The sequence below is a fragment of the Micromonospora sp. NPDC003241 genome, assembly GCF_053589795.1.
Genome location: NZ_JBSFSO010000029.1, coordinates 20,954 through 33,251 on the forward strand (window position 1 = coordinate 20,954; position 12,298 = coordinate 33,251).

Sequence of the window (12,298 nt, forward strand, 5' to 3'; positions counted from 1 at the left end):
GCGCAGGCCGGGGCGGGTCGCGGTGCCGGCGGCCATCAGCGGGCCCGGTCGATCGCGGCCTGGAGGGACTGGCGGTAGGACTCGCTCGTCGCGGTCGCCCCGGAGACGGTGTCCAGGTCGGCGCTCTGCCGCGCGACCACCAGCCCCGCGACGCCGCTGTACCGGCTGTCGACCAGGTCGCTGCGGTGCTCGGACTGGGCGGTCCGTTCCGGCAGTTCCAGCGCCGTGGCGTCGACGATGCGGCTGCCGTCGACGGTGATGCGGACCTGCACGTTGCCGAACTCGTTGCCGACCACCGGCCCGCTGACGGTCCGGGTGGTGGGCCGTGGGGCGGCGGTGGTGGTGCGGGGGGCCGAGGGGGTCCGGGCGGCGTCGGACGGGTCGGTACGCCTCGCCGGGGCCTCGGTGCTGCGTGCGGGCTTCGGTGACCGGGAGGCGCGGGGTTCACGGCTCGGCGCCGCCGACTCGACGTCGACCTGCGGCGGGGTCCCGTCCGTGGTCGGTGCCGTGCCGGGCGGTGGCTCCAGGGCGACCTGGCCGGTGCCCGGGGCGGCCTTGAGCACCACCATCGCGGTGGTGCTGGCGGCCAGGCCGGTGATCGCGAACAGCGCGCGACGCATCGGGGCGGTACTCCTCTGCCTAGAGCTCGAAGGTGCCGACGTGGATCTGGCGGCGGGGCACGCCGACCCGGCGCAGCAGCCGTCGGCTCTGCTCGACCAGGCCGGGCGGGCCGCAGAGGTAGACGTCGCGGCGGGCCACGTCCGGCACCAGCCGGCGCAACCCGTCCGGCGACATCACCTGACGCGGGCCGGGGTCGTTCCGGGAACCGACGACGTACCAGATCCGCACGCCCCGGGCCTGGGCCAGCCAGTCCAGTTCCCGGTGCAGCAGCACGTCGGCCGGGGTGCGGGCCCGATAGATCAGCGCCGCGCCGGGCGGCAACTCCTCCAGCATCGCCCGCAGCGGGGTGATGCCGCTGCCACCGGCGATCAGCAGCGCCTGCTCGCGGACCCGGTGCGCGGCGGTGAAGGTGCCCGACGGCCCCGCCGCCCAGACCCGTACGCCGGGGTCGAGGTCACGCAGGTCCCGGGTGTACGCGCCGACCACCTTGACGGTCAGCCGCAGCCAGCGGCCGTTGGCGGCGGCGGAGACCGAGAACGGGTGCGACTGCCACCAGCAGCCCCGGGTCAGGAAACGCCAGCGGAAGAACTGTCCGCCGAGCAGGTCCAGCCGGTCCAGCCGGGCGCCGGTCAGATAGATCGAGACGGTGTCCGGGCTCTCCGCCACCACGTCGGCGACCCGCAGCCGGTGCCGCAGGTTGAACACCATCGGCCCGACCAGCCGTCCCCACACCAGGGCGGCGACCACCAGCCCGTAGCAGGCGATCCAGCCGGTGCGGACCGGGCCGGGGCGGAACAACTGGGTGCCGTTGCTGAACTGGTGCGCGAAGCCGAGCAGCAGCACCGCGTACCCGGCCAGGTGAGTGGCGTGCCACAGCTCGTAGGGCAACGCCCGGCGTACCGCCCGGACGCTGGTCAGCCCGACCAGCACCAGCAGACCGGCGGCGGCGAACGCGGAGACCATGTCCTGGTACTCGCGCAGCATGACCCCGGCCTGGTCCAGCGGCGAGCGGCCGGTCAGGCCGCCGTAGCCGACCAGGACGAAGGCGGTGTGCGCGAGCACCGCCACCAGCAGGGTGATCCCGAGGTCCCGGTGCCAGGCGGCGATCCGCTCGCCGCCGGCCACCCGTTCCAGCACCGGTAACCGGCTCATCATCAGCACCTGCACCAGCAGCAGGTAGCCGGCGAGCAGGCCGGTGATCTGACCGGCGGCGGTGGTCATCGCGGTGGCGTCGGTGAGCGAGCCGGCCGGGGTGTCGAGCCACCAGGGCAGCACGCTGGCGACCAGGCCGACCAGGAACAGGCCGGTCAGCAGCCGCCGACCGGCGGGCCCGCGTCGGGCCGCCACCGGCAGCGACGGCGCGGGCGGACGACCGTCGGCGCGGGGCGGTGGCCCGGACCGGCGGTCGGCGTACGCGTGATGGGTCACGCGTACAGCTTCATCGGGGCGTACTTCATCCGGGGGAAGATCTTGTCCACCTCCGCGTTGGTGAGCCCGAACCGGCCCTGGGCCACCGAGCCGTAGACGTTGAACATGTTGTTGTACTCGGGGACGTCTCCGGAGTCGAGTGCGTTCAATCCGTTCCAGGTGCCGAGCAGCGGACCGGCGAGTCTGCGGCCGGACAGGATGGTCACCACCCCGCCGTGCCCGTGGTCGGTGCCGCCGCTGTTGGAGGCGACCCGCCGCCCGAACTCGCTGGACACCATGACGGTCACGTCGTCGGCGGCGTCACCCAGGTCGGTGAAGAACGCGGCCAGCGCGGCGGCCAGTTCGTTGAGCCGTCGATAGAGCTGCCCGCCGTCACGGGTGCCCTGGTTCTCGTGGGTGTCGTACCCGCCCATGCCGACGGTGGCCACCCGGACGTTCGCGCCGCCCTTGATGAGCTGCGCGAGCTGCTGGAAGGCGAAGCCGACGCCCCGGTACTCCACGCCTTCGGCCGGCCGGTACGGCTCGGCGGAGAGCCGGCGCGCGGTGGCCAGCGCACCGAGCCCGGAGCGCACCGCCTCCTCGACCGGGTGGTTGATGCCGGTGAACAGGCCCCGGATCGCCTTCTCGGTGGCCTCCCGGTACCGCTCGTCACCGGCGAGGCGCAATGAGCCGACGCTGTTCAGCGAGATGGCCCCGTTGTTTCCCACCAGCGAGCGGGGCAGCGTGCTGCCGACACCGACGCTGCGGAACGCGGTGCCCTTGCCGAGCGCGTCGACCAGGCTGTCCAACCAGCCCCGCCCGCCGGTCTCGCCGGGCAGCCCACCGAGGTTGCAGGCGTCGGCGGCCTGGAAATGGCTGCGGGACAGCCGCTCGTCGGAGACGCCCGGGACGAAACCGAGCTGCCCGGCGCGCAGCCACCGCTCCAGCGGCCGGAACGCGCTGGTCAGCTTGAAGCCCCGGCCCAGCGCCAGCGAGTCGTCGGGCAGCAGCAGGTCCGGGCGGGCCCGGTCGAGCACCGGGTCGTCGTTCGGCGCGACCAGGCTGAGCCCGTCCAGGCCGCCGTAGAGGAAGACGTGCACCAGCGTGCCGGTCTTGGTGGCCGCGAACGACGCCGAGGTGGTCACGAACTGGGCGGTGGCCAGCGCGGTGGCGGTGGCGGCGGCACCGGCGACGAAGGTCCGCCGGGTCACCCCGCGTCCGTCCTGCTGGGCCTCCTCCAGCTCCTCCAGCCGCCGGTAGCGGTCCGCCTCGGCGGCGTTCTCGGCGGCCACCACGTCGGCCTCGGCCCGTAGCAGGGCCTCGGCCGGGTTGTCGGCCAGTCGCCGCACGTCGGGGCATTCCGGGTGCAGGGGGTACGAGTACACGGGCTCCTCCATCGGGTGCCTCAGCGGAGGTGGTGCTGGGGAGAGGCGAGGATCGCCCGCGCGACGGCGGTGATCGCCCCGTCGAAGTTCGCGTCGACCCTCGTGCCGGCGGAGACCCCGGCCACGTCGAGGATCAGCGCCCGTTCCCGGTCGGACAGCTTCTGCCGGACCAGCCGTCGGGCCAGCGCGTCCACGTACGCCCCGGCGGTGGTGGGCGGGTCGGCCACCAGCTTCTCCGGTCGGGTGTGGGTGAACACGGTGCGGTTGGCGGCGAGCAGCTCGTTCGCCTCGTTCCAGCCGTTGACCATCGTGCCCGCCGACGTCCACGCCACGTAGACGTCCGGGTAGCCGTCCGGGGTGGGCTGACCCATCGGGTGGTGGCCCAGCTCGCGCAGCTTGTCGGAGACCTGCCGCAGGCCGCGCGCGTACGGGGTGCGGCGGTTGTCGCCGTTGTCGTGGTCCGGTGCCGCGTCCGGGGAGACGCCGAGGGTGCGGTACGTGGCGACCAGGTACTCCAGCGGGCGGCGTACCTTCTGCCCCACCGCCGCCCAGAACTCCGAGGAGCTGAACAACGTCATCAGCACCGGCTTGATCTGGCCGTAGTTCGCGCTGTAGGTCTTGGCCAACCGGTCCACCAGGGACTTCGGCGGGGTGTCCGAGACGAACCGGACGGCCAGGTTCTGTGCCACGTACTTCGCGGTGGACGGGTGCAACGCGATGTGGGTGACGTACGCGTCGATCGCCGCCTCGGCCCGCTTCGGGTCCGCCGAGTCGTTGGCGTGGCGGAAGCCGAGGATCTTGACCTTGCCGACGTAGTGGCGGTCGGGGCGGAAGACGTACGCGCCGTCCTGGACACCCCGGCCGGTCTGGAGCAGCGCGGCCTGGCGGACGTCGGCCTCGGTGTAGCCGCCGTCGACGCCGACCGAGTACAACTCCAGGTTCTCCCGGGCCAGGTTCTCGTTGACCGCGTCCGCCCGGGAGTCCACCTGGTTGAGATAGAGCAGCAGGGCCGGGTGCCGGTTGGCGGCCAGCAGCATCTGCGGGTAGCTGCCCAGCGCGTGCTTGCGGATTACGTCCCGGTCGAACGAGTTGCGGTACACCTCACCGCCGTCGAACTCGGCGGCGACGTGCAGGAAGTCGTTCCAGAAGTCGACCATCACCTCGAACAGTTGGCGATCCGACCAGATCTGCCGGGCGACGGTGGCGTCCACCATCTCCCGCTCCGGTTGGGCGCCCCGCTCGTTGAGCTGGTCCCGCTGCTCGCGCAGCTCCTTGACCGAGAGGTTGAGGGTGGGCAGTTCGGCGAGCTTGAGTTCGGCCCGGGTCGGGGCGATCTTCTCCGGCTCCAGTTGCCAGCGCACCCAGCCGTCGATGCCGCGCTGCTTGATCTCGGCGAGCACGGCGGCGGTCGGCCCGAAGGTCAACCGGCGGGCCAGGTGCGTCGCCGGGTCCTTGCTGAGCACCGTCTTGACGGTCACCTTGGTCTGCGCCGCGGCCTGCGCCGGGCCGGCGTAGACCCGACCGCCGGTGGGGGCGTTCTTCTTCAGCACCTCACCGGCGCGGGAGCCCATGTAGCTCTCGTTCTGCTCGGTGTAGGTGCGGACCGTACTCGGTCGCTGTCCGCTGGGACGGGCCGGCGTACCGTCGGTCGTGGTGGTCCCGGTGGCGTCCCCGGCGACCGCCGCGCCGTCGCCGAAAAGGCCGCGCACCTGCGGCGTCATCGCCAGGGCCGCGCCACCGGCGACCACGGCGGCGGTACCGCCCAGCGCGGCCAGAGCCCGACGGCGGCCGACCCGGCGACCACCGTCGTCGTCACCGTCCGCATCGGGCGGTCCGCCCACCGGCAACGGCGGCACCCCGTGCCCGTCCGGCCCGATCCACTGCGGGCGACCGTCATGGCCGTACGGGTCGACCTGGTGCTGCTGCCGGGGTGCGGCGTAGGGGTCGACCGGGTGCGGCCCGGGTCGGGGGTACGGGTCGACCTGGTGCGGCCGGGGTTCGGGGTGCGGGTGGGGCTGGCGGGATCGGGGGTACGGGCGGGGGTCCTGTCCGCGTTCGTCGCGGCGGGGTGGCACATGCTGTTCGGCCATACCGTTCCCGTTTCTACCCAGCGTCGCGCTCACGGCCGAGCGGGGGTGGTGAGGTGCGACGACTGCTGCCGGAGGGGGTTGCCCCGGCAAGGTAGTCAGCGGCAGGTGACCCGACAAGACAGGCCGTCCCGCCCGCCCGGGGCGACTTAAGGCAACGCTCAACGCGAACGGAGGTCGCCTACCGCACCGGTCACCCGGGTACGCACCTCGCGAGCAGCACGGACGGCCCGAGCCACCGACCGTAGGTGACAATCCCACCTGCTCGGGCGACGTCGGACCGGTTCGACCCCACAGGCAGATTTAAGGCAGGACTAAGGCGGCGCTCAGGCGTCCGGACGCGCTCCCGCCGCCGTTCTTTCGCTCTTGCGCCGCGCTCCCGCCGGTGCGGGCGACCGGACCGGCCAAAGTAGGACCAGCAGGAGAGCGTGAGCCGTCTCCGCAGTGGGTATTCCGCCGCGCCGTTGCTGAACGCGTGAGGGGAAGGCACATGCTCAGCAAAGAGGACCAGCGCCGTTTCGAGCAGATCACCCGCAATCTCCGGGAGAGCGATCCGGCGTTCTTCGCCCGGCTCGACAACCGCTCCCGGATGCGACGCGGCCGGATGCTGCTGTTGATGACCATCGTGTTGTGGGCGGCCCTGCCGGCCACGACCGTACTCGCCGGCCGACTGGCCGGGGCGGTGTACGCCGTCCTGCTGGTCGTCAACACCGCCCTGATGTGGCGGTACCGGCACCGCTGGGTCTGACCGGCGGTCCGTTCACTCGCCGAGCTGCCGGTACGCCTGGCGCAGACGCTCGGCCAGACCCGGCCCGCCGATCGCCGGTGCGGGTGCGCCGAGTTGCCGCAACAACAGGTCCGGCCGGCTCGCCAGGCTCGGCGGGCGGTCCGGCAGCGGCACCGGCGGCAACCAGAACCGGTCGACCGTCTCGGCGAGCGGCGGGGCCGGCAGATCGGTGAGGACCCGTGCCGCACCGGCCGCCGGGAGACCCACGTCGCCGCCGGACGACCGGTCGGCAGCACCGTCCGCTGCCGGGCCGTCTGCCGTCGAGGTGCCTGCTGTCGGGGTGCCTGCTTGTGGGGCGGCGGCGGTGGCCACGGATGGTGGGCCGACGTGGACGGACCCGGCCGGGGTGCCGCGTAGCTCGCGCAGTCGGGCGAGCAGGTCGTCGCGGCTGCGGCCCCGCCAGTGCAGCAGGGCGAACGGGTCCGCGTCGAACGCCTCGGCCAGCAGATAGAACGTGGCCGCGAGGTGTTTGCAGGGCACCGCCGCGTCCGGGCAGGAGCAGTGCTGTTCCAGGTCGGTCACCGCAGCGGGGAACAGCGGTGCGCCGAGCGTGGCGAGCAACTCCTCCAGCTCGGCCGGCAGGTCACCGGCGAGCAGCCGGGCGCTGAAGAACGCCTGGGCGGCCAACGCCGTCTCGATCCGGGTCCAGAGGTCGGCCGGGAACGGCGGCAACGCCACCCGGACCTGGTACGGCCGTGGTCGTGAGCCCTGCACCACCGCGTCCACGCGTCCGGGGTGGACGTCGAGGCGTACCACCTGGCCGGCCCGTGCGTACGCCCGGCCTCGGGTGAGCCGGGTGCCGAGCGCGAACGACTCCAGCACCTCCAGGAACCGCCGCGACCACCAGGACACCCCGATGGCGCCCCGGGTGCTGCGGGCGCGCAGCCCGCCGTCGACCCGACGCGGCGGACCGTAGTCGGCGAACCTGCCCTCGGTCACTCGGCCACCGCCCCGGCCTCCAACGCGAACAGCTCCCGCAACTGGGTGGTGGACAACTCGGTGATCCACTGCTCGCCGGTGCCGACGACCGAGGCGGCCAGGCCGCGCTTCTCGGCGATCAGCGCGGCGACCTTCTCCTCCACCGTGCCGGCGCAGACGAACTTGCGGACCTGGACCCGTCGACGCTGCCCGATCCGGAACGCCCGGTCGGTGGCCTGGTCCTCGACCGCCGGATTCCACCACCGGTCGACGTGCACCACGTGGTTGGCGGCGGTCAGCGTCAGGCCCGTCCCGCCGGCCTTGAGGGAGAGCACGAACAGGGCGGGTCCGTCGTCGGACTGGAAGCGGGCCACCATCTCGTCCCGCTCGGCCTTGCCGACCCCGCCGTGCAGGAACAGCACCTCCCGGCCGAACCGGGCCGCCAGGTGACCGCGCAGCATCCCGCCGAACTCGGCGTACTGGGTGAACAGCAGCGCCTTCTCCCCCGCCGCCAGGACCTCGTCCAGGATCTCCGCCAGCCGGGCCAGCTTGCCGGAGCGTCCGTCCAACGGGGAACCGTCGCGCAGCAACTGCGCCGGATGGTTGCAGACCTGCTTGAGCCGGGTCATCGTGGCCAGCACCAGACCCCGCCGCTCGATGCCGTCGGAGGACTCGATCCGGGCCATCATGTCGTCGACCACCACCCGATAGAGCGCCGCCTGCTCGGCGGTGAGGTTGCAGACGACCTCCATCTCCAGCTTCTCCGGCAGGTCCGAGATGATCGACGCGTCCGTCTTGAGTCGACGCAACACGAACGGGCCGGTGATCCGGCGCAGCCGCTCGGCGGTGTCGGCGTCGCCGTGCCGCTCGATCGGCTCGGCGAACCGCTTACGGAAGGTCGCGGCCGGGCCGAGCAGCCCCGGATTGGCGAACTGCATGATGGACCAGAGGTCGGCGAGCCGGTTCTCCACCGGCGTACCGGTGACCGCCAGCCGGTGCCGGGCGGGCAGCAACCGCACCGCCTCGGCCTGCCGGGTGGCGGCGTTCTTGATCGCCTGCGCCTCGTCCAGCACCACCCGGTGCCAGTCCACCCCGGCCAGGTCCACCGCGTCCCGCGCCGCCACCGAGTACGTGGTGAGCACCAGGTCCGCCTCCTGCACGGCGGCACCGACGTCGTCACCCCGCGCCCGCTGCGCGCCGTGGTGCACGTGCACGCGCAACTCCGGGGCGAACCGGGCCGCCTCCCGCTGCCAGTTGCCCACCAGCGACATCGGGCAGACCAGCAGGGTCGGCCCGGCCTCGGCCGGGTCACCGGCCAGCAGAGCCAGCAACTGCACCGTCTTGCCCAGCCCCATGTCGTCGGCGAGCACCCCGCCGAGCCCCAGCGACTGGAGGAACGCCAGCCAGGCCAGCCCCCGCCGCTGGTACGGCCGCAGCGTGCCGTGGAACGACGGCGGCGGGTCCAGCGGCGTGAGCCGACGCTCCACCGACCCGGCGAGCAGGTCACCCAACGCCCCGTCGGCGGTCACCTCCAGCACCGGCAGGGCGTCCGGCTGCGTACCGTCGGCGAGCCCGAGCCGCAGCAGGTCGGCGACGGTCAGCTCGCCGGTGGACCGCAACAGACGCAGACCGGCGGCGAGCCGCTTCGGATCCAGCTCGACCCACTGGCCGCGCAGCCGCACCAGCGGAGTCTTCACCTCGACCAGCCGGGCCAACTCCTCCTCGGTCAACGGATGGTCGCCGAGCGCCACCTCCCAGCGGTAGTCGACCAGGGCGTCCAGCCCCACCCGGTCGGTCGGTCCGCTGACCGTGCCGGGCGCGGCCCGCGAGCCCGCGCGCAGCCGCGCGCCCAACCGCGACGCGGGCCGCTGCCACCACGACGGCAGCAGCACCGTGAACCCGGCGGCGTGCAGCATCGGCGCGCCCTCGCGCAGGAACCGGTGTGCCCCGTCGGCGTCCAGCTCCAGCGCCTCCGGGGTGGCGGTCCGCAGCGCCGTGTCCAGCTCCGGCCAGAGGCGGCTGGCCCGGCCCAGCTCGGCCAGCAACGTCTCCTGCGGCTGGGCACCCGCGACGGCGCCGCCCTCGCCACGCCACACCTGACCGGCGTCGACGTGCAGACCCGACTCGTCGGCCGCGCGCAACCCGAACTCCACCCGCCACCCGCCCGGGTCCGCCACCGCCGCGTCCAGGTCGAGCGGTACCACCGTCACCGGGCCGGGCACCTCCTCGGTCGACGGCTCCACCAGCCGGAAGCTCGCCCGTACCGTCCCGCCCGCGGCGTCCCGTTGCCAGGCGTCCAACTCGGACCGGAGCAGGTCCAGCGCCGCCGGCTCGGCGGTGAACTCACGGTGCGGCCCGGTCAGCGCGCCGAGCCAGGACGCCACCGCCGTGCCGGGGCGTACGCCCTTGGCCAGCGCGGTCTCCGGCAGCGCTGCCCGCACCGCCGCGTCGGTCACCACATCCAGCGCATCCCCCAGATGTAAGGAAGGGCCCCCTGTTAACGCCTCAGGTAGAGCAGGGGACCCCTGTTCACTTTTGCGCCGGGCGGTGCGCGCCGATCCGCTCGTCCGGCGCGCCGGGGAACCGACGGCGCTGCCGGGCCCCGGCAGGGCGGGCAGGTCCGTCTCGACCACCGCGCGGGCGACCGGCGGCAGGGCCAGCGCCAACGACCGCGCCCAGGCCGCGTCGGTGCCGGTGAGCAGCGGACGCCACACCGCACGCGCGGGTACGCCGTCTCCCGGCCGCCCAGCGCCGGCCGCCGTCGACCCGGTCCGGGCAGTGGACCGCCGTCGGGCCTGGTGGGCCTGGTGGGCCTGATGAGCGTGGTGGATCTGGTGGGCCTCGCGGGCCGGGGAGGCCGGGTGAGGGGTCGGTGGGGCGGCGAGGCCGGGCAGGACCCGGCCCCGGCCGGCCAGGTCGACGGCGAAGGCGGCCACCTCGGCCAGGTGTCGCAGGGCGGCACCCGGTACGGCGGACACGCCGTCGAGGCCGCGGAGCAGCACCAGGGCGGCGTCCGGGCCGTACGCCAGCACGGGCACCCGCCAACCGGCCAGGGTGACCCGGCCCCGGGCCGGTGCCACGACGGTGGTCCGGACCAGTTCCGGCGAGTCCACCGGCGCACCGCCCCGGGTGGGCAGGCTCAGCAAGGCGGTGCCGAGGTCGGCCGGTTCGGCGGCCTCGCCCAGGACGGCGGTCAGCACGGCGTGGTCGGCGGCGAACGGGTGCGGCCGTTCCCGGGGTGCCCGCCCCGGTCGGCGCGGCGTCTCCGGGTCCCGGGTGCTGTCCTCGGCCCAGACGGCGAGACCGCGACCAGGCAGCCACACCCCGTGCACGACCAGCACGCCACGCCCCCTCGTCGGGTAAGGAGGGGACCCCTGCTAACGCCTCCGGTAGAGGAGGGGTCCCCTGCTAACAACCGGGTCAGCTTAGGCGGCGCCGGACCGCTACGGTCGGCGCCATGTACGACCTTCTGGTGATCGGTGGACTCGGCGTCGACGTACGGGTGCGGGTGCCCGGGTTGCCGCTGCCAGTGGTCGACTCGGTCACCGTCGACCCGATCGACCTGCGGATCGGCAACACGGGTTCCGGGGTGCTGCTCGCCGCCCACGCGCTCGGGCTGCGGGTGGCGGTGATCGACACGATCGGTGCCGACCCGGCCGGGGACGTGGTGCGGGCCGCGCTGGCCCGGACCGGCGTGCACGCCGAGCTGGCCGAGGACCCGGCCGGCACCCGCCGCTCGGTGAACCTGGTCGACCCCACCGGACGCCGGATGGCGCTGTACGACCCCCGGGCCTCGGACGGTCCCGCGCCGTTCCGCATCGAGCGGGTGGCGGCGCTGGTCGAGGACGCCACCCACGTCCATCTGTCGATCATGAGTTGGGTCCGGGACCTGCTGCCCGCTCTCGCCGACCGCCTGGCCGAGGGGGTGAGCAGCTCCACCGACCTGCACGACTGGGACGGGCGCAACCCCTATCACCGGCCCTTCGCCGAGGTCGCCGAGTTGGTCCTGGTCAGCGGCGCGGCGTTGGGCGACCGGGCGGCGGCGACAGCCGCCGCGTTCGCACCGCGCCCGGTGCTGGTCACATGGGGCGCGGACGGCGCGGAGCTGCATCTCGGCGGCCGCGTGCACCGGGTGCCGGCCGCCGTGCCGCCCGGCCCGGTGATCGATACCAACGGCGCCGGGGACGCCTTCGCCGCCGGGGTCGTCGCGGCCCGATCGCAGGGCGCGACCTGGGCCGAGGCGGCCGGGTACGCGGCCCGGGTGGCCGCCGCCGCCTGCACCCACGACGGCATGGAGTACCCGCCGGGGCTGCTCCCGCTGCCCTGACGGCCGCCCCTCGGGGCCGGGTCTGCCGCAGCGGCTCTCACACCGCAGACCTCCGCAGCCGGGCGGCACCCGACAGCCGAGCCTCAGCGGCAGCCCAGCCGTGACGGCTCCCGGCAGCTCAGCCGTGACGGCTCCCGGCAGCTCAGCCGTCGGTGCCGCGTGCGTCGTCCGACCGTGGGCGACGGTCAGAGGGCGCCGGTGGTGCCGTCGGTGAGTTCCCGGAGGATGTCGGCGTGCCCGACGTGCCGTGCGGTCTCCTCGATCATGTGCACCAGGATCCAGCGCAGCGACACCTCACCGAGCTGCGGTTGCGGCACCACGTGGTCCAGGTCGAATCGGGCCGCGATCTCCCGCGACCGGTCACACGTCCGCTCGTAGTCGGCGGCCAGGCTCTCCACCGTGTCCGCCTCGTCCAGGGTGAAGCTGGCCAGCGCCGCCTCCTCCGAGGTGGGGAACACCTCGCCCGGTGCCGGGTCGAGCAGGATGTGGAACCAGTTGCGTTCGATCTCGGTGAGGTGTTTGACCAGCCCGGCGACCGTGGTCGCCGAGGGCAGCAGCCGACGGGCCGCATCGGCGTCGGAGAGGCCACGCAGTTTGCGCAGCAGCACCGCCCGGTGGAAGTCGAGGAACGATTCGAGGACCTCCCGCTCGCCGGCCACCCGGTTGACGACCGGGCCGAGCGTCGGGTCTATCGCGATCTCCGCCATGACCGGAGACTAGCCCCGTTCCGACCCGTCGGCTGTCCCCCCGCGCCCCGGCTATCCGC

General features: G+C 73.9%; 8 protein-coding genes and 2 pseudogenes. 2 read left to right on the forward strand and 8 right to left on the reverse strand.

Annotated elements, in window-relative coordinates; translation table 11 throughout:
* Nucleotides 1-35: 35 nt before the first annotated feature.
* From ACWDVW_RS21610 to ACWDVW_RS21625, 4 genes are read right to left on the reverse strand one after another with little or no spacing between them, the layout of a single operon-like run.
* Complete coding sequence (locus ACWDVW_RS21610) at nt 36-620, reverse strand: FMN-binding protein (RefSeq protein ID WP_449951646.1); 585 nt, start codon at nt 618-620, stop codon at nt 36-38.
* Nucleotides 621-639: 19 nt separating this feature from the next.
* Nucleotides 640-2,049, reverse strand: a complete 1,410-nt coding sequence (locus ACWDVW_RS21615) for a ferredoxin reductase family protein (RefSeq protein ID WP_449951649.1) — start codon at nt 2,047-2,049, stop codon at nt 640-642.
* Nucleotides 2,046-3,425, reverse strand: a complete 1,380-nt coding sequence (locus ACWDVW_RS21620) for a DUF1501 domain-containing protein (RefSeq protein WP_449951652.1) — start codon at nt 3,423-3,425, stop codon at nt 2,046-2,048. Before ACWDVW_RS21620 ends, ACWDVW_RS21615 begins: the two co-directional genes overlap by 4 nt.
* Before the next feature lie 8 nt (nt 3,426-3,433).
* Nucleotides 3,434-5,503, reverse strand: a complete 2,070-nt coding sequence (locus tag ACWDVW_RS21625; protein ID WP_449951655.1) for a DUF1800 domain-containing protein — start codon at nt 5,501-5,503, stop codon at nt 3,434-3,436.
* A gap of 487 nt (nt 5,504-5,990) precedes the next feature.
* Here ACWDVW_RS21625 and ACWDVW_RS21630 point away from each other — a divergent pair, with 487 nt between their 5' ends.
* The gene (locus ACWDVW_RS21630; RefSeq protein ID WP_131056949.1) at nt 5,991-6,248 is read left to right on the forward strand and encodes a DUF3040 domain-containing protein; all 258 of its coding nucleotides are present in this window, start codon (nt 5,991-5,993) and stop codon (nt 6,246-6,248) included.
* Nucleotides 6,249-6,260: 12 nt separating this feature from the next.
* On the opposite strand, the gene ACWDVW_RS21635 is transcribed toward ACWDVW_RS21630, so the two are convergent.
* The 3 genes and pseudogenes from ACWDVW_RS21635 to ACWDVW_RS21645 form a co-directional block, all read right to left on the reverse strand.
* Nucleotides 6,261-7,226, reverse strand: coding sequence for an SWIM zinc finger family protein (locus tag ACWDVW_RS21635; RefSeq protein WP_449951658.1), 966 nt, complete (start codon nt 7,224-7,226; stop codon nt 6,261-6,263).
* Nucleotides 7,223-9,676, reverse strand: a pseudogene (locus ACWDVW_RS21640) (DEAD/DEAH box helicase); the annotation flags it as partial. The gene ACWDVW_RS21635 and the pseudogene ACWDVW_RS21640, both read right to left, overlap by 4 nt.
* Nucleotides 9,677-9,819: 143 nt before the next feature.
* Nucleotides 9,820-10,546: pseudogene (locus tag ACWDVW_RS21645) on the reverse strand (ATP-dependent helicase); the annotation flags it as partial.
* Nucleotides 10,547-10,662: 116 nt separating this feature from the next.
* Here ACWDVW_RS21645 and ACWDVW_RS21650 point away from each other — a divergent pair.
* Entirely contained in the window at nt 10,663-11,532 is an 870-nt protein-coding gene (locus ACWDVW_RS21650; protein ID WP_449951660.1) for a carbohydrate kinase family protein, read from the forward strand.
* Between the two features lie 185 nt (nt 11,533-11,717).
* Here ACWDVW_RS21650 and ACWDVW_RS21655 read toward each other — a convergent pair whose 3' ends face one another.
* Nucleotides 11,718-12,239 carry a DinB family protein gene (locus ACWDVW_RS21655; RefSeq protein ID WP_449951662.1) on the reverse strand — a complete coding sequence of 174 codons (522 nt, stop codon included), beginning with the start codon at nt 12,237-12,239 and terminating at the stop codon, nt 11,718-11,720.
* Nucleotides 12,240-12,298 lie beyond the last annotated feature (59 nt).

Bases quoted from the DNA above. Each gene is read 5' to 3' on its own strand.
- ACWDVW_RS21610 (WP_449951646.1), bottom strand. From the start codon at position 620: ATGCGTCGCGCGCTGTTCGCGATCACCGGCCTGGCCGCCAGCACCACC.
- ACWDVW_RS21620 (WP_449951652.1), bottom strand. From the start codon at position 3,425: ATGGAGGAGCCCGTGTACTCGTACCCCCTGCACCCGGAATGCCCCGAC.
- ACWDVW_RS21625 (WP_449951655.1), bottom strand. From the start codon at position 5,503: ATGGCCGAACAGCATGTGCCACCCCGCCGCGACGAACGCGGACAGGAC.
- ACWDVW_RS21630 (WP_131056949.1), top strand. From the start codon at position 5,991: ATGCTCAGCAAAGAGGACCAGCGCCGTTTCGAGCAGATCACCCGCAAT.
- ACWDVW_RS21650 (WP_449951660.1), top strand. From the start codon at position 10,663: ATGTACGACCTTCTGGTGATCGGTGGACTCGGCGTCGACGTACGGGTG.
- ACWDVW_RS21655 (WP_449951662.1), bottom strand. From the start codon at position 12,239: ATGGCGGAGATCGCGATAGACCCGACGCTCGGCCCGGTCGTCAACCGG.